General features: G+C 43.8%; 20 protein-coding genes. 17 read left to right on the top strand and 3 right to left on the bottom strand.

Annotated elements, in window-relative coordinates; all coding sequences use genetic code 11:
- Positions 1 to 10 precede the first annotated feature (10 nt).
- Entirely contained in the window at positions 11 to 2,695 is a 2,685-nt protein-coding gene (locus AKJ31_RS03355; protein WP_053407660.1) for a bifunctional acetate--CoA ligase family protein/GNAT family N-acetyltransferase, read from the bottom strand.
- 217 nt (positions 2,696 to 2,912) lie between these two features.
- On the opposite strand from AKJ31_RS03355, the gene AKJ31_RS03350 reads away from it, so the two are divergent.
- Complete coding sequence (locus AKJ31_RS03350; RefSeq protein WP_053407659.1) at positions 2,913 to 3,488, top strand: SPOR domain-containing protein; 576 nt, start codon at positions 2,913 to 2,915, stop codon at positions 3,486 to 3,488.
- A gap of 153 nt (positions 3,489 to 3,641) precedes the next feature.
- On the top strand, positions 3,642 to 4,634 hold the full coding sequence (locus AKJ31_RS03345; RefSeq protein WP_053407658.1) for a D-alanine--D-alanine ligase: 993 nt from the start codon (positions 3,642 to 3,644) through the stop codon (positions 4,632 to 4,634).
- On the opposite strand, the gene AKJ31_RS03340 is transcribed toward AKJ31_RS03345, so the two are convergent.
- Positions 4,631 to 5,536 carry a tyrosine-type recombinase/integrase gene (locus AKJ31_RS03340; RefSeq protein WP_342665526.1) on the bottom strand — a complete coding sequence of 302 codons (906 nt, stop codon included), beginning with the start codon at positions 5,534 to 5,536 and terminating at the stop codon, positions 4,631 to 4,633. The two genes, AKJ31_RS03345 and AKJ31_RS03340, sit on opposite strands and share 4 nt — an antisense overlap.
- Positions 5,537 to 5,685: 149 nt before the next feature.
- Between AKJ31_RS03340 and AKJ31_RS03335 the strand changes: the two genes are divergently transcribed.
- Both AKJ31_RS03335 and yciH read left to right on the top strand, forming a co-directional pair.
- Complete coding sequence (locus tag AKJ31_RS03335; RefSeq protein WP_053407656.1) at positions 5,686 to 6,066, top strand: DUF3319 domain-containing protein; 381 nt, start codon at positions 5,686 to 5,688, stop codon at positions 6,064 to 6,066.
- Positions 6,067 to 6,072: 6 nt separating this feature from the next.
- Entirely contained in the window at positions 6,073 to 6,384 is a 312-nt protein-coding gene (gene yciH / locus AKJ31_RS03330; RefSeq protein ID WP_053407655.1) for a stress response translation initiation inhibitor YciH, read from the top strand.
- A 250-nt stretch (positions 6,385 to 6,634) separates the two neighbouring features.
- On the opposite strand, the gene AKJ31_RS03325 is transcribed toward yciH, so the two are convergent.
- Positions 6,635 to 6,907: a helix-turn-helix domain-containing protein gene (locus AKJ31_RS03325; RefSeq protein WP_053407654.1), complete on the bottom strand. Its 273-nt coding sequence runs from the start codon at positions 6,905 to 6,907 to the stop codon at positions 6,635 to 6,637.
- A 285-nt stretch (positions 6,908 to 7,192) separates the two neighbouring features.
- Here AKJ31_RS03325 and AKJ31_RS03320 point away from each other — a divergent pair, with 285 nt between their 5' ends.
- The 13 genes from AKJ31_RS03320 to AKJ31_RS03265 all read left to right on the top strand — a co-directional run bounded on the left by AKJ31_RS03320 (position 7,193) and on the right by AKJ31_RS03265 (position 16,197).
- Positions 7,193 to 7,528: a hypothetical protein gene (locus AKJ31_RS03320; RefSeq protein WP_053407653.1), complete on the top strand. Its 336-nt coding sequence runs from the start codon at positions 7,193 to 7,195 to the stop codon at positions 7,526 to 7,528.
- Positions 7,529 to 7,718: 190 nt separating this feature from the next.
- The gene (locus AKJ31_RS03315) at positions 7,719 to 8,528 is read left to right on the top strand and encodes a hypothetical protein (RefSeq protein WP_053407652.1); all 810 of its coding nucleotides are present in this window, start codon (positions 7,719 to 7,721) and stop codon (positions 8,526 to 8,528) included.
- Positions 8,529 to 9,094: 566 nt separating this feature from the next.
- Positions 9,095 to 9,304 carry a hypothetical protein gene (locus tag AKJ31_RS03310; RefSeq protein ID WP_053407651.1) on the top strand — a complete coding sequence of 70 codons (210 nt, stop codon included), beginning with the start codon at positions 9,095 to 9,097 and terminating at the stop codon, positions 9,302 to 9,304.
- A gap of 39 nt (positions 9,305 to 9,343) precedes the next feature.
- Entirely contained in the window at positions 9,344 to 9,559 is a 216-nt protein-coding gene (locus AKJ31_RS03305; protein ID WP_053407650.1) for a hypothetical protein, read from the top strand.
- The gene (locus tag AKJ31_RS03300; protein ID WP_053407649.1) at positions 9,543 to 10,079 is read left to right on the top strand and encodes a hypothetical protein; all 537 of its coding nucleotides are present in this window, start codon (positions 9,543 to 9,545) and stop codon (positions 10,077 to 10,079) included. The genes AKJ31_RS03305 and AKJ31_RS03300 overlap by 17 nt, the downstream gene beginning before the upstream one ends.
- A 5-nt stretch (positions 10,080 to 10,084) precedes the next feature.
- Positions 10,085 to 10,486 carry a hypothetical protein gene (locus AKJ31_RS03295; RefSeq protein WP_053407648.1) on the top strand — a complete coding sequence of 134 codons (402 nt, stop codon included), beginning with the start codon at positions 10,085 to 10,087 and terminating at the stop codon, positions 10,484 to 10,486.
- 105 nt (positions 10,487 to 10,591) lie between these two features.
- Positions 10,592 to 11,254 carry an ATP-binding protein gene (locus AKJ31_RS03290; protein ID WP_053407647.1) on the top strand — a complete coding sequence of 221 codons (663 nt, stop codon included), beginning with the start codon at positions 10,592 to 10,594 and terminating at the stop codon, positions 11,252 to 11,254.
- A gap of 650 nt (positions 11,255 to 11,904) precedes the next feature.
- On the top strand, positions 11,905 to 12,579 hold the full coding sequence (locus AKJ31_RS03285; protein WP_053407646.1) for a Shedu anti-phage system protein SduA domain-containing protein: 675 nt from the start codon (positions 11,905 to 11,907) through the stop codon (positions 12,577 to 12,579).
- Between the two features lie 62 nt (positions 12,580 to 12,641).
- The gene (locus tag AKJ31_RS03280) at positions 12,642 to 12,860 is read left to right on the top strand and encodes a hypothetical protein (protein WP_053407645.1); all 219 of its coding nucleotides are present in this window, start codon (positions 12,642 to 12,644) and stop codon (positions 12,858 to 12,860) included.
- A 21-nt stretch (positions 12,861 to 12,881) separates the two neighbouring features.
- Positions 12,882 to 13,301 (top strand): DUF3010 family protein, encoded by a 420-nt coding sequence (locus AKJ31_RS03275; protein ID WP_053407644.1) that lies wholly within the window; start codon positions 12,882 to 12,884, stop codon positions 13,299 to 13,301.
- A gap of 149 nt (positions 13,302 to 13,450) precedes the next feature.
- Complete coding sequence (locus AKJ31_RS03270) at positions 13,451 to 15,211, top strand: ATP-dependent nuclease (protein ID WP_053407643.1); 1,761 nt, start codon at positions 13,451 to 13,453, stop codon at positions 15,209 to 15,211.
- Between the two features lie 212 nt (positions 15,212 to 15,423).
- Positions 15,424 to 15,564 (top strand): hypothetical protein, encoded by a 141-nt coding sequence (locus AKJ31_RS22940; protein ID WP_157052303.1) that lies wholly within the window; start codon positions 15,424 to 15,426, stop codon positions 15,562 to 15,564.
- A gap of 3 nt (positions 15,565 to 15,567) precedes the next feature.
- Positions 15,568 to 16,197, top strand: a complete 630-nt coding sequence (locus AKJ31_RS03265; RefSeq protein ID WP_053407642.1) for a helix-turn-helix domain-containing protein — start codon at positions 15,568 to 15,570, stop codon at positions 16,195 to 16,197.
- Positions 16,198 to 16,780: the final 583 nt, after the last annotated feature.

Raw genomic sequence — 16,780 nt, 5'->3', positions numbered from 1 at the left:
CTGTGTATGTTTACTCGTTGAGTGGTAGCACCATGTCAGCAACGCCATCTTCAAACTGCACGTCTAACTTAAAGCCCATCTTTTGAGCCAGCATTAACATGCCTCTATTAGTCGGCATTGTCATACCTGACATCTGCTTCGTGCCTTTTTGACGACAGTAGTCGATGATCTTCTGCATCAATATTTTGCCGAGTCCGTAGCCCTTTAAATCTGAGCGGATAAGAATGGCAAACTCTGCGTCGGTATTTTCTGGATTAATCAGTGCGCGCGAAACGCCGATAATTTCCGTACCTCTTTGCGATTGTATTACCGCAACAAAAGCCATTTCTCGGTCATAATCAATCTGCGTCAAGTTGGCCAGTGCTTCATGGTTAAATTCACCGACGTCGGTAAAGAAACGCTTGTACAGATCTTCTTTGGTGACATTGCGAATAAACTCCGCATGTAACGGCTCATCTTCAGGAAGAATAGGGCGTAGTAGCGCTTGATCGCCGGTCTTTAACGTGACGGTTTGTTCGTATTCAACGGGATATGGGCGAATCGCTAGGCGTTCTTGTGCATCACCTTCATAGCGCTTGAGGATCAAATCCGCATCTAGAATGGTAAACTCATTGCCATTCGCCAATAGTGGATGGATATCCAGTTCATGGACTTGAGGGCAGTCGACTATCATCTGCGAAATACGCACCAACAGCTCAGACAGGCTATCAATGTTCATCGGAACAGGTAATTTTTGCAGTCTGATCTTGCCTTTTTTGAACGCTCGAACGATCAAATAACGTGCAAGCGCCATATTAAGTGGTGGAAGTGCAGACGCTGCATCTAGCGATTCATCCCACTCTGAGCCGCCTTGTCCTAATAGGATGACTGGACCGAACGTTTCATCCGTTTTGACCTTTATACGCAGCTCTTCACCGCCGGCAAGTTTCGCCATGCCTTGAACTAGCAGGCCGTGGATGTTTGCTGAAGGATAGAATAACTTCGCTCGGTCGAGAATAGATTCAGCAGCACTCGCCACTTCAGCGCTATTGCGTAGGTTCAGCATCACACCTTGAATATCGGACTTGTGTGCAATATCTGGTGAACGCAGTTTTACCGCGACGGGATAGCCAATCTGCTCTGCAACATGTACTGCTTCGCTGACGTCAGACGCAATCCAAGTGGGCAGAACGTTAAAGCTAAAGTTTTTCAAGAATGGACCAATTTGGTGTGTATCCAATGACACTGTATCTTTATCCAGTAATTTTTCTTCTATCCATTTTTTTGCTTCGTTCAACTCGGCGATATGCACTGGTTCAGCAGTTGTAGGTGTCTCCATCAACTGCTTTTGGTTACGTCGATACTCGACCAAGTGCATGAATGCAATAACTGCACTTTCTGGTGTGCGATAGGTTGGGATCCCTGCTTGAGTGAGAATGTGTCGTGCTGGTTTAGCGGTTTGTTCACCTGACCAGTTTGTCAGTATATTGAAGCGTTTATATCTAGGGTGTGATTTAATTGCATCGACAATCGCTTGCGCTGTCTGTTCTGAATGGGCTACGGCAGATGGGCTGTGCATGATAAGGATCGCGTCAGCACAATCTGCATCCATAACGGCATTTAGCGCCTTGATATACCGCGTATGGTCGGCGTCACCCACGATGTCAATAGGGTTACTGTGGCTCCAACTTTTCGGCAGTATTTCACTCAAAGAATCAATCGTTTCTGGTGCAAGCGTCGCGAGCTTGCCACCGCGCTCTAGCAGAGTATCCACCGCCATGATCGCTGGGCCGCCACCATTGGTAATGATCGCTAATCTTTCACCGCGCAGTGGCACTGAGTGGGTGAGTGTTTCTACCGCAGCAAACAGTTCATGAGAGTTCTTTACTCTCAACATACCGGTACGACGAATCGCAGAGTCATAAATAATGTCCAGTGTGTCACTGCCGCCAGTGTGCGCTTTCGCGGCTTTGCGGCCTGCTGCAGTACGGCCACCTTTCAACACTAGAATACGTCGGTTACGAGATGCGGCACGAGCGGCGGACATAAAGCGTCGTGCATCAGTAATTGTATCGACATAAAGCAGGATGGCCTCGGTGTGGCTATCAGTACTCAAGTAATCAAGTAAATCTGCAAAATCGATATCTAGTGCATTGCCGAGAGAAACAAACGCTGAAAAACCAATATCTTTGTCATTAGCCCAATCAAGAATGGTGGTACACATCGCTGCAGACTGAGATATAAACGCAATTTTGCCTTTTTGTGCAGTCACGGGAGAAAAGGAAGCGTTAAAGTTTTCCCACGGCAGCACAATGCCAAGACTATTTGGCCCAAGCACTCTCATATTGGCTGCTTTAGCGATTTTCAGGCAACGGTCTTGGATACTTTCGCCGTTATCCATGGCGAAATGCATATCTGCTGACAGGACAATAGCGGCTTTGACTTTCTTCGCCGCTAAGTCATGAAAAATCTGAACATTACGGCTAGCGTGAGTACAAATAATTGCGATGTCAGGCACGATAGGGAGCTCAGCAACAGAGCGGTAAGCGAGTACACCACAAACTGCTTCATGATGGGGTGTAACGGGCATGATCACACCTTCAAATCCACCGTGCAGTAAGTTTTTCATAATGATATTACCGGCTCGCATTGGTTTTGATGATGCACCGATAATCGCGACGGATTTAGGCTTTAGTAACTGGACTAATTGATTCATATAAGAGCTCCGGAGAGGTTTACCCCACAATCGTAACCAAGGTGTGACAACAATGCTGCAAAGATTTGACGTTGTTTTAATCAGATCACGAGTGAACACGTTGAGTTTGTGTTATGTGTCACAGAGTATCTGAACATTTATAAAATGGTGGGTTGATTCTGCTCGTGTCTAACGGCATGATTTACAGTAATTTCTAGTTAAGGCATTCGAAGATTTCATGAAAAAAATAGCAATTGTTGGCTTATCTGCCCTGTTGAGCGCTTGTGTTTCAAGTGATTACGTAACAGATGTTAGCTCTGAGAGTTATCGCGAAGATTACCAAGCACCTAAAGTTGTTGAGCCTGTTGTTACTCAAGAGGGTGTTTCGGAAGGTATTACTGAAACCAACGTCCAGCCTACAGTCGTTAAGATGTCACCAAAACCTGAAAAACAGGTCGTGAAGATGACACCTAGCAAGAAACCGACGGTTGCAATCACGCCTCCAACAGAAAAACAGAAATCGGCAAGCGCGCGCTTCGGTTACACGATTCAAGTCGTTGCCGTTGGTTCACAAGCTAAAGTAGAGCAGTTTGCACGTAAACTTCCTCAAAACGAACAGCCAATTTGGGAAAACTACAAAGTCGTAAACGGTACTAAGTGGTACACAGTTCTTTACGGTGATTACGCAACGCCTGCAGATGCGAAAGCAGCAATTGGCTCACTTCCACAGGATTTCCAATCTTTGAAGCCATTTGTTAAGAGCATCGATACGATCAAAAACTCTGACTACCCATCATTAAACAAACTTAATTAACTAAAAAGGGGCGCTTGCCCCTTTTTAGTGTCTGTTTATTGGCCGGTTAATTAGGATCCTGTACGAGTAAACACGCTAAACCCGTGTAACTTTCGTTGCTTTCTATTATCATAACCGCACCAATGCACCTGTTGTATCACGGAAAGATCTTTAATGACTAATACGACAATCTTACTACTTTGTGGTGGCGGCTCAGCTGAGCACGAAGTGTCACTGATTTCTGCTAATTTTCTTCAACAACAACTCGAGCTGACTCCAGAGTTTAGTGTGGTTAGAGTGACTATGGAGAAAGACGGCTGGTATACCAATGAAGGTAAACTTGTCTACCTAGATACCAACAGTGGTACATTGAACACAGAACAAGAGTCGATCAAATTGGATTTTGTTGTACCTTGTATTCACGGCTACCCAGGTGAAACGGGTGATATCCAATCGATGCTGGAACTGTCTGGTATTCCTTATCTGGGCTGTGGTCCAGAAGCGAGCACCAACAGCTTTAACAAAATCACTTCAAAACTTTGGTATGACGCATTAGGCATCCCAAACACGCCTTATATTTTTCTATCAGAAAACAACCAGCAGTCATTCGAAAGTAGCAAGCAAGCGCTTGAACAATGGGGCACGGTATTTGTTAAAGCGGCGCGACAAGGTTCTTCGGTAGGTTGTTATAAGGTATCTGAAGAAGCGCTGCTTCAAAAAGCGCTCGATGATGCATTCAGATATTCAGACCAAGTGCTGGTTGAACAGGCGGTAAAACCTCGTGAACTTGAGGTGGCAGCATACCAACTGAATGGCGAGCTGTTCATTACTAAGCCTGGTGAGATAAAAGCCCCTGAAGACGCATTCTACACGTACGAAGAAAAATACAGCGAAGCCAGCCATTCAACAACGGATGTCGAAGCAACGAACCTGACGGAAGAGCAGCAAGAGATGATTCGTGCAAGTTCGGAAAAAGTCTTTACTCAAATGCGTTTGCGTCATTTGTCTCGTATCGATTTCTTCCTGACGCCTGATGGAAAGATCTACCTGAACGAAGTAAATACCTTCCCGGGAATGACGCCAATTTCAATGTTCCCGAAAATGCTTGAGCACAATGGACATAAGTTCTCTGAGTTCTTAGCCGATTGTGTACGAAACTCGCTTTAACTCCAGGGTTTAAATCGTTTAAACACCATACGTTCAGCGCTGGCTTGTGCCTTGTTACCAACATAGTAATAGGGCATTGCAGCGCTTAGCCAACGACCTTGCTGCTGTATATCCTTCACTCGACTTCCTCGTTTGGCCAATTCTTTTGCCGCACCTACACGCAGTGATTGACCAGAAAACTTCAAATCTAAGCCAAGCTTATCGCTAGCGTGACGTAAAATTCGATAAATTGAAGAATCATCAAGTCGGCGATCATCGATGTTGCCGTGTTTACTAATCGCATTAAATAGTACGGAGCTGTTTGGGTTTCGAAGTGCAAGCCATTTGCGCAAACATAGCTCGGCAGTTTCAGACAGTGGATAGGTTTGGTTACCCAACATGACTTGAATACCTTCAGAAGAGAACAATAGATTGTCATCGGTTAAATCGCGGAGTTCACCGCGTTTGAGAAGACATTCAAACATAAGGTGATAAATGGCTAAGTTACGTATATCTCGCGGGTGTTCAGAACCAGAAAGTAGTTTAGTTAATTGCTCAAGGTGTACTTTTTCAAAAGCGTCTGTTGCCTTCGCATCTCCCGCTTTATCCAACCTAAGTTTCGATATTGCAATCTTGACCGAAGAGCTTGCACTAGGGTCGAGTAATTGCAGTATACGATGAATTAAACCAATAGTGACCGCGTAACGTTTGATGGTTGCATACTTTCTTGATGCGGACTCTTTTTCTATAAACAAACGCATCGCTGTCGCAGCAGCAGGAAGAGGGCGTACGGATTTCTTCTGACAGAATTCAACAAATAAATTCCAATCTTTTGTCATTGCCAACAAAGAGTTTCGTGAATACTGTCCATCAGTAAGAACATCCATTTGTTCGACAGATATCTCCTTCGAAAATTGATTCACATATTGACTCTTTTCGACTTCACTGGTTATCAGACGTATCTTTTTTTGCATTTTAGTGCACTATAACAACTTTATTGAGTACAAATATACTTGATAATGAGTTAGATACAATTATTATTAAAAGAAATAATACCAATAGAATGACGATTATGGCTGCTGCTTCTTATAGAGGTTTTACCCTCAAAACGGCTGGAAATTCGACGGATGTCTGGCAGGTGCAAATAAAAAGACACGTGTTGTCAGGTAGTCTGGCAGCCGTTAAGAAGAGTATCGATTGGTTTTGTGATACTGCGACGTTGATTGACCCAAAGGAGTTTAGTGCCTTAGAAGCATCAAGGCAACAAGCTTCAAAGGCATCTCAAGAAACCTTTAACGGCTTTACGATAAAGAACGATACCGGTGAAGCTAACGGTTGGTATTGTATGTTTAACGGCAAGTTGATTAAGGGCGGCAAGCTTGCGATCCAAAAGCATATCGAGGCATACTTAGTCGCGAAGCAGAAAGCTGAACAACAGCAAATAAAGAAGTAATTTAATATGACTCTTGTATATTCGACCGATGTGGGTCGCATTAAACCAGAAGAAGAAAAGCAACAGCGTCCTAAAGGCGACGGCATTGTACGTATTCAACGTCAAACTAAAGGCCGCAAAGGTAAAGGTGTTTGCATAGTCACTGGTTTGGATCTTGATGACGCACCGCTAAAACTCATGGCGGCAGAATTGAAGAAAGTTTGTGGCTGCGGTGGTTCAGTTAAAGACGGAACCATTGAGATTCAAGGCGACGCACGTGAGAAAATCAAAGCGCACCTAGAGAAAAAAGGCTTCACAGTTAAACTAGCAGGTGGCTAAACCTAACAATTGGTTTGTTAATCTCTGATTATCAAACTGATTATTAGGTATTTTATGGTAAATCTTTATGTTGAATGAATTGCCATATAAACGCAGCACTTACCAAACAATAGAATAGAGCACCGATGTGCTCTATTAATTAACGAATATCATTTAACATAACGTACATAATGCGCACTGAAAGAGGTAAAAAAGAAAGGTAACTTATCCAGCTTATTCAATCAGTTACCTTTACTTTTTACCCTTAAAATCAAGCTGATTTTTTTTGATTGGTAATTCGTTCAATGGCCTCTACAACACGACCATTTTTGGAACGTTCAGCCATGATAGCCAGCAACGTTAAATCAGGGTCTAAACCCAAAATAACTGCTATTTCACACGCTAGATCGTCACTCATCGTCTTACCATTTCTCCAGTTAGCCACTGTTGCATGACCGATACCGAGGTATTTAGCTACTTCTCGCGTGCTATATATCTGTTTTTCAACACATAATCGATTTAACAAATCTAAAGTTGTAATCATCTTTTTACCTCCTAATCGAAGTATATGACAAAACCGTGCTGTCTAGACCATATAGACACCGATAAGTAAATGATCTTTAATCTGATCCGTTCAAGACTTGCTGACTAACGCCGGCGAAGATTGAACTCTGTCAAGTCGTGAGACTTTGCGAAACATCACTACGTTCATGTATCCCTTATGATGAACACCCCCCACGATTTGAGGTTCGAAACTCTTATCGTGGGGCTCTTGAGATGTTTCCTAAAGCTTAACCAATGACCAAGAGCATCATTAAGGATCATCACCATGCAGAATATTACTCAAAGCCTAAGTACCGATTCTCGCCAAGACACACCAGAAAAACGCTTGTTACTTCAATCTCTTGCTCAAAAACTGTTTAGCCGCATCTGCGAAATCAACTTAAACACGCCACACAATGTCGTCTTTGCTGTCCGTTCGCACGAACTGGGCGAAATCAGCGTCGACGTGTACTGGTTTGTAAACAATGCGTTCGACCAGACACGCGCTAAAACTGAGTTTGATTCCTGCTATTACTGGCTTTCAAGCGACAGGATCGAACAATGGTTTTTAACCGTCCATAGCGGCCTCGATCAGCTTGAAGCGGAAACTAAAGCGGCGTAGTCCTTATGAATAGCCAGCGCGTTAAAAAGTTCATCAGCCTTGTGGCTATCTATTTACTAGCATCCACCTTTTTTAAGGTGGTTGAAGTCGCTGTGCATTATCCAGTAAAGCCCATCACTTACCATATGCTTGTATGCGTATTCGTGAGCCTAATCTTATTCATCCGTGAATACATGAGGTTATGCGAATCATGAGCAAACCGGATTACCTCCAACTCGTCACCAAATACAACTACTTTGCGCGTGAAAGCGTTAAGAACGGTGGCAAAGCTTACTTAGTTAAGGGGAAATCCGACGTATTCCGCGCCATTATGAAGCACGGCGCGCTCTCTAAACCTTCCTTTGTTCAACGTCTATACAAAAACCACGGTATCGACACGTTTAAACGTCGAAACCGCCGCGACAATTTCACGCAATTGTGTCTTTGGATCACAGCGAACGTGAGCCTGGAAACCCGTACCTTTTCGCGTAACGGGACGCAAGGCCAAATCGCTAAAGATATTGGCATAAGTCAGTCGACAGTGTCACGTTTGCTCGAGCTGGCAGTAAAAATGGGTATTATCTCCCCTGCTTTCCCTGGCGATAAAGTGGCCACCGATAAAAAAGCGGGACTGGTCTATGATGGACATGGCCTACCATACAACCAGGTCTATAAGGTTGAGGACGATTTCTGTTATCTCGCTGGCCCCGTGGCGGGTAAGAAGCTCGAGAAAGCGTTCAGAGATGCCGATGAGAAAGCCTACGCTGAGAGCGGCTGGCGCTTACATGAGCGTCTTTTAACCGTGCGTAACTACTTGTGGGAAAAGACAATAGAAAGACGTATAGCGGCGATTTCAGAGGGGTGTTTTAAGAAGACGATTTCCAAGATATCGAATCGCTCGAGAGCCGTTAAAATCATCCTAGACCGCATGATAAAGCGCGGTGAACATCTGTTACTATCCGACATCGAGCTCGACCGCATGGTCAATACCAGGCTCAAATCCTGCGGGTTCTCCGCGTAATCTCCTGTCTATCCGGTTAGCTCCGGAGCTCACGCGATCGCCCTATCGTTTCGCTGGCCATTTCTTGTGCGATGACCCATCAACAAGGCGGTTTTCCCCACTGAAATTCTCCCATTATTCAGAAAATTACCCTAGCGATCCGCTATCTCTCATCGAGTTATTTTTATTACTGCATACGGAGTTTGTTTAGTTATTGAATCCAACGGGAAAAATAGCGCATTACCTTTTCTTCCTACTTAAGAAGTGAAAAAGAAAGGTAGAACGTCCACATGCTGTGGACAAGTGATACCTCCCATTAAATCGCCCTCCGGCTTATGGCGTTAAGGATAGTTCACTCGAGCGATTTAATGGGCCCCGAAACGCAGCACTCCAATACAATCGATCGGCTTTCTCAATGGCGGTATGGACAGTGGCCGTTTTATCGCTGCGCGATGGCCTAGCAAGGTGAATGGCGAGATTTAAAGCCATAGTATTTTAATGGTTATTGCAACTACTGTATACTTTCACACTGATGACTTCGTAAACGCTTTCGACTTGTTTCTATAACGTCCGTTAAGGAACAAGGTATGGCTATTCTAAAAATCCACTGTCGGTTACAACAAGAACGCACCAAACTCGCGCTCTATCTTCCGGTTGTCTCGCAACCCCTCCCATTACCTCAAGTGTTTAGTTTTGTTCGCATTGGTGGCCAACTCACCGGTGAACTGTCGGCCGTTCATACCCAAACCTTAACGCACCTCCGTTCTGTCGACGCGGCCAACGATCCGATTTACTAATCGCGAGCTCTCTGCAGAACGACTCACCACGAGACCACCATGGATAAAGAGAAATTCATCAACAAGGCTATCGAGCTGCATAAGGAAATGGGCGAGATACGCAAAGCGGCCAGTGAAACCAGTGCACTGCTTTCACCGAAGAAGAAAACCGAACTGATCGAGAAAGGTTTAGACAAGGCGTTCGAAATCAGTTCAATCCAGCTTGTCCTACTCAAGCAGTTAGTTAAGGAGTCATCCGATGGCACAACTACCTAGTACTCATCCAGGCATCAAGAGTAAAAATCCCATCGCCGGTTATATGGTGTGTGCGTGTGACAGCGTCACCACCCTGCACCACTTTCGCGGTGACGACCGTCAAGGGTTATACAGCAACTGTCCCAAGTGCGGCACATCCGTGAGCAAAGCGGCCGAATACCAAGCGCGATTAAAGGCCGCGTTAGTCCCTGATCTTGACCAATTACCCGCGTCAGTTTTGGCTGCGCTTTCAGGGAACGATTCACGGACCGAACCAGGCGACACACTGGTGATCGAGTCACCGATTGTGGATGCGGTCGAAGTCAGTGAAATCAACGAGCCGCCAGGGACTGATCCGCGGACTAGTCCCCGACTCCCGGCCACGGCTGAAACGGTCGACGCCAAGCCCAATGAAACTACCGAAGAACCAGGGATCGAACCGCGAACCACTCCGCGAGTGGCCAAGTGGCTGCTTGGTCTTGGCCTATTAGTCACAGCTGCGATTGGTGGCCGTGTCGCTTACGTAAAAATCAAAGGATAACCCCAATGGACGAAACACTACTCGAGACAACCGAACCGACCACGGAATTTACTAGCGACGAGTTGGCGCTCCTCGATGAGCTCGCACCAGTGGCCACGGAAGAAACTGGCGAACCTGGAAGCGAATCCGCTACGCCTGAACAAGCCGACGACGCGGCAGAACAAACCGCGGAAATGTTCTTAAGCATTTGGGAACGTGGCTTTCAAATGGCCGCGCACCCGAAGTTTAAGTTCGACCAGGGCGAGATTAACAGCGCGGTTCGAGACATTGCGCCTGCGCTAGACGAATACGGTCTTGTGTTACCTCAGTCGGTACTGCGTCACGGGAAAGCACCGGTTGCACTCGCGGCTATCGGTGGACTGTGGAAAGCCTCGATGTTGCAAGCGACCGAGCTGCGTGCAAGATAAGGTCGAGACGTTAATCGGCCAAATCCAGGCTGGCCAAGAGCAGCTGGCCGCGCTGCAGGAGCAAATCAATCAAATGCACCAAATGGTCAATACTGAGGGCGCGTAATGAGAGAGCCGATTAACCCCAACAATGCCCTAAAAGGTTTGCACACGTCCTATATTGCGACCACTGGCGGCGGTAAGTCTCAAGCGGTATTGCAAATGGGGTTAATCCCTCGAGCAAGCCAGGTACTTTTATTTGACCCTGCCGAGGACTATCACACGCTATCGGGGCTAAAAGTCCACCGCTACTATGACTTGCGTTCATTTATGATTGCGGCCATGAAAGCCAGGCGCAAACGCGCCAGCTTTCGTATTGCACTTACTATCGAAGCCACCAAAAGAAACCTAATGGCCTTTTGTGCGTTCGCTTGGACATTGGGCGATGGTGGCCGACTTCTGCATGTCGTTCTCGAGGAAATGGCCGTGTGTGAACTCGGTAGCGGCAAAGCCGAGGGCGCGCTCAATAAACTGTGTGTCTTAGGCCGAAAGTTTGACTTTATCCTTCACAGCGTTTACCAGCGGCCGCAACAAGTACCAAAAACTGTACTCTCCCAATCCAACCGCGTTTGGTGTGGCAAACAAAAGACCTCTCTCGATGCCAAGTACATCTCGAACGAGATTGATCTGACCGTCGAACAAATCAAAACGCTTAAGCCGCTCGAGTACTTCTACTCCGATGAAATGGGTAGCGTCAAACGAGGACGGCTACGAACGCCAAGACGATAACAACACAAGGCCGCATTTGTGGCCTCTATAGTTATGAAACACAAAGTCGATTAACTCACAAAGTTGTGCCCTAATCCTTTGAGTTTTAATTGCATATAAAAGTAAAAAGCTACATCATTCTATGTAAAATAAGTTGCTTAATGTGGATTAGTTAGCGTTATACGCAGAGTGAGTTTTGCTGATTATTCCTTGTATCAAAGTCACCTTTTCTTGTGGTTCATCGCTTTGTATTTTCTTGTGCTTTCGTTAAATTATCAGGTAATGTCCCCGAAGCCTTCAGGCTCAAATTCGACGCGGTAGTGTTTGTTGAAACTCAGCCCTATCAAGTAGTCTGCCCAAAAGCTTACGTGCTTGCTGAAGTGCTGTTTTCTTTGGTGTTGTGTGTTTCAAGTGCGCTTCAATCAAAAATCGCTGCATGTCTTAGTCTCACAAAAGTGCATCAATACACATAAAAATTCGTGCTTACAAAGTGGGGCTTGGCTTAAAATCATAGCTTCAGCGTTGGGCGTATAACAAAGCATTTAAGCGCGATTCACAACGCGTGGCATTTTTGGTTTGCGTAGAATTTTGTGTTTAAGGCGCAATGCGGTAGCCGTTGTGTATTGCGTTGCTCACGCCTTAATGCGGCGTTAGCCGTAACGGAGATTTGGATGATAAAAATAAGACCAGCAAGCGTTGAATCCATTTTTGAAGATTGGCCTGAACATTGGCCTAAAAAAGAACATTATGTATCGCAGCATGACGTTACGGAAGAGCAGTACTTTGAGTTTGAATCATTAGTAAATGGTAAGGTTAGTGAAACTGAAGTTGAAAAGTATTTTGCCCGCAATCCGGAAGTATTAGCTTTAACCGCATTTTTGTTTTCGACAGGACACCACGCAACTTGGATATACCCTAAACTAGAGCTACGCCCTTCTGCGGGTGACGCAAAAGGCGGAATGATTCCAGATTACGTCATTTCTGGCGCAAATAGTGATGGTGTGCAGTGGTTTATTCTCGAGTTAAAAGGCCCTCGCCAAAACGCTTTTGTTCACAAAGGTAAAAGAGTCTATCTTTCTGCAGATTCTAACAAGGGAATCTGTCAATTAATTAGCTACATCGATATTGCATCAAAATCTCAAGCATATTTGCGTGATGAACTAGGTCTTAAAGGTTTTCGTGAGCCTAGAGGTATTATTCTGATAGGCACGGAAGAAGAGTCCGAAGCAGAAATGGTTAGAGAATTTAAAGCAGCTTGGAATCGGATGCATCCGAATGTTCAAGTAATATCTTATTCTCGATTGTTGCGGAAGCTTAAACAAAAAGTGTTCCCAAATTACGGCTAACAAAGCGTTTAAGAGCGATTCCTTAACGCGCGTTAGGTTTACGGCAAAAACAGGAGTGATATATGCCAGCAGTTAGAAATATTGTAAAGGACTTTCGTGTAGAAGAAGCAAAGGCAGAAAGGAAGTGCCATGCGAACTCCTCACACAAGATTCTCGCAGGAGAAAAGCACTTTGCATACGATGATCCAGGTAGAATTAACATATGCAAAGAGTGCGCGGATGGAGTACTTAAAGTTGCAGCGGATCATTTAGAAAAGGTCAGGGTTGAGTTGTCTAAGTAACGTAATAAATAGGATGTTCAAATGAGTAAAATATGCGGTATTGAGTTAAAGGGACATGAAGCAATATTCACTGTTTTAGAAAATAAAGGCGATGATAGTTTTGCAGTCAAAGCAGTTGATAAAAAGAAAATTTCATTAAAAGACAGTGAAAACAGAGAATGCATCAAAGAGTTTAAAAAAGAAATAAATGAGTTTTTTGATACTAACGACGTAAGTAAAATTTATATTAAAAAACGTAATAAAAAAGGAGATTTTGCTGGAGGTGCTGATACCTTTAAGATGGAAGCTATTATTCAAGATTCAGATGTCGAAGATGTAATATTAATTTCTTCTCAAGCGATTTCTTCATACCAAAAAAAGAATGACGCAGATATGCCTAGTGAGCTAAACAAGTATCAGCACAATGCGTATTTAACAGCTGTGACTGGTGCGAAAAAATAAACCTAACAAACGCTTCAAGAGGGACAGCTAACGCGTGGCATTTTCACTATGCGTTGGCTTTTGTGATTACGGTGTTATGCGGAAAGTTAGTAGTAGCGTTGTCTGCCCCTTAAGCGGGCGTTATATTTCTTTCAAGCTAGGTGTTAATAATGAAAATAAAATCGATAAAAATTAAAAACTGGCGCTCGATAAAAGAGTTGTCTATTTCTTTCCAAGATCTAATGATTCTTATTGGACAGAACAACCATGGAAAATCTAATGTATTGAATGCAATAATGTTTTTCTTTGGTGAGATTAAACCACAGGAATTAGACTTCAATGATGGGCAAGATGAGCTTTATGTTGAAGTTATCTTTGAAGCTCTTGGTGAGAATGAGCGTTCTACATTTACTAAATATGTAACTGCTGAGGGTACAATAAAAGTAAGACGCACTGCGTCTAAATCCACTGGTGCTGTGATTTATCAAGGTTATACTCAGTCACCAGTAGATGACTCTTTAAAAGAGTCCAATGCTGGCTCTTACACCAACAGAGCGATTGCAGAAGCGACAGTGTTTGCCTCTCTATTACCGGAATCAGGTCGTCTAACAAAAGCAATAATAACTGAAGCTCAGTCAAGCTATATTGTACAAAATGCTTCGAGTATTGAGTTTGTTTATGAGCTTGAGAGTACAAACTTTTTAGGTGCAAAAAACGTTGCTAAAGGAAGTTTTGGCGATGTGTTTCATATTCCTGCTGTTAAAGTTGCATCGGATGACTACTCAAATAAAGATAATAGTTTGTTTAGCAAGCTTTACGGTCGTGTGATCTCGGAGCTTTCTACTAGTAATTCTGATTGGGATGAGGCTAAAGAGCGAATGTCGGCTCTTTTTAAGTTATTAAACAAAGAGGACGACGAAGGTAACGAGAACACTGCTAGACCAGTCGAGCTTACGAGTTTTGAAAGTCAGCTTAATCAGCATTTGCTTGATTGGGGTGCGAATGTAGAGCTGGAAGTTGAAGTTCCAAATGTTGATGATGTATTCCGTTCAAATACAAAAGTATGGATTAATGATGGCTTCAGAACAGACATCACGAGGAAAGGAAATGGACTACAACGTGCGCTGAGTTTTGCTCTAATAAAAACTTTAGCTGATAAACTGCGTGAACAGCAAAATACCTCGGAGGCATCCTCAAGCTCTTCATCACAGTCAATGTTTTTTATATTAGAAGAACCAGAATTATATCTACACCCACAGGCTCAGAGAGCACTATTAGACTCACTTGTCGCTTTATCAGAATCAGGTGCGCAGATCGTTCTTTGCACACATTCTAGTGCATTAATTGACTTAGCTAAGTATAAATCTATTTGTATTGTGAAAAAAGCGTCACCTCAAGAGGGAACAAAGGCGTTTCAATGTACAGATGACTTATATATTGGGGATGACAAAAAAGATTTCAATTTAAGCTATTGGATTAATCCCGACCGCAGTGAATTGTTTTTCGCCAAAAAAGTAATTCTGGCTGAAGGAGCTACTGAAAAGACTGTAATTCCGTATTTAGCACAGTCACTAGGGGTGTTTAAACATGACTTATCGGTCATTGATTGTGGGTCTAAAAACAATATTCCAATGTACTGTCGCTTATTGAATAAATTTAGTATCCCCTATGTTGCGGTGTACGATCGAGACCATCAAGCAGGAAAAAATCAACAAGCGCTTGATGTTTCAAATCGTGACTCTCAAGCTATTGAAAATGTCATAGACTCAGAGTTTGGCTCAACCGTAGTGTTAAATAACGACATCGAAGAAGAACTAGGAATGCCTAGAGGGCATGGTGGAAAACCATATGCAGCACTAGAGCATATTTCAGCGGAAGGTTTTTTAATCCCCGAAGCGTTTCAAGAGAAAATTGTTACTATCTACGAATAGAAATATAACAATCTGTTTAAGAGTGATTCGCAACGCAATACTATACTCCAAGTAACGGTCGCACTCGCGGCCTTTTTCTTATCATTTCCTAACGATTTTCTTTGTGCTCAAGACGATTTTTCATGACTTCCTGATTGGGTAATTGACAGCCATCGAGTGGCATTTTGTAGCCTGTAGTCCGATTCATTAGCCCTGAAAAGGACACAGATAGCATGAAATACGCAAAGAAATATGTGCCTATGGTTGCCATTGCGACCGCCGTTGGTGGCGGTGTCGTGTGGGCAGCATTCAACACCAAACTAGGCCGTAAAATCATGGGCAACCAGACCCTATCCGACAAAATTTGGGGGTAAGCCATGAGCAAGTTAATTGTTTCCCCTCGCCCTACTCTGTCAAAGCTCAATACCATTGATGGCATCGCGCCAGGCGAAACCGCTAAGGTACGTTTGCACAATGCTCCACGCTATGAAGAAATCAGCATCAAAGCCAACTACGATATTGCGGCCAGTGCCTCACGCATTCGCTTTTCGTTAACCGCCGATGAGATTTTAAATGGCGGTTACAACAAAGTCAGTGAAGAAACGGGGATTAGCCAAAGCACCCTTGTACGCAGTGCTGCTGGAAAAACAGAACCCAAATTTAAAGACGTTGTTGCCATCGCTAAAGTCACTAAGACATCATTAAATTATTTAGCTTATGGAGAAGAAGATGATGAACCCGCTAAAGCTATATCTGGTATGGGTAGCGTTCTTGAGTTCATGATGAAACAACTTAATGCTGAAACTAATAAAGTAATCAACGAAAGATTCGAAGAGATAGAACATAAAATTGCTAACGTAAAAAGCAAGCTTGAAGCTGAAGAGTTAGAAATCGCTGCAAAAACACTCTCCGAAGATGCAAACAAAATAGTTCAAAAAATGTCTCATGAAGCAGAAAGACAAAACAACGAGATACAAGAGTCTTTAGCCCAAAAGACAAGTCGATAAATCAAAATGACAACATAAGCCGCTATTAGAGCATGCGGCTTTCTGACCAAATCAGCGCATCGAGCATCCGTTCGGTGCGCTTTTTTATTGCCGAACGGAAATGACTTCTAGATTTTGAATCTAGAATGCTCAGCATTACCCCTCCAAACGGATAAGAGGTTTAATTAATCTGCAAGCTGTGGAGCTGGGAACGCCTTACCCGATTGCCCTCTGGCGATTTTGTTTTATCTTATGGTTTAGTCGTTAAAAGCAACCCTATTTTCGAACGCCGCTAAAAAAGGATATTAAGTAGGCAAGGGTTCTCAGGGAGATGGGTTAACGTAGGTAACAATCTCAACTCAACGGTAATTTAGGAAAAGTAGACCTAACTGATATGTTGGGATTAAAGAAAGGAAGACCTCAGCGCGACCTGAGGTCTTTGAGACAATCAACTTAACTAAAAGGAGACTGCTATGAATATACAACTTGTAATCGAGTTGCTTAATTCAGTTGTAGCATTGCTACAAGTGCTTGAACCGTTCATGCGATAAAAACCCTAAGCAACAAGCCCCATGCCCTTGGGGCTTTTCCATATCTGCAGTCA

Origin of the sequence: Vibrio hepatarius, from assembly GCF_001274785.1 — a bacterium.
GTDB lineage: Bacteria > Pseudomonadota > Gammaproteobacteria > Enterobacterales > Vibrionaceae > Vibrio > Vibrio hepatarius.
This window is presented reverse-complemented; position numbering and strand designations above follow the sequence as displayed.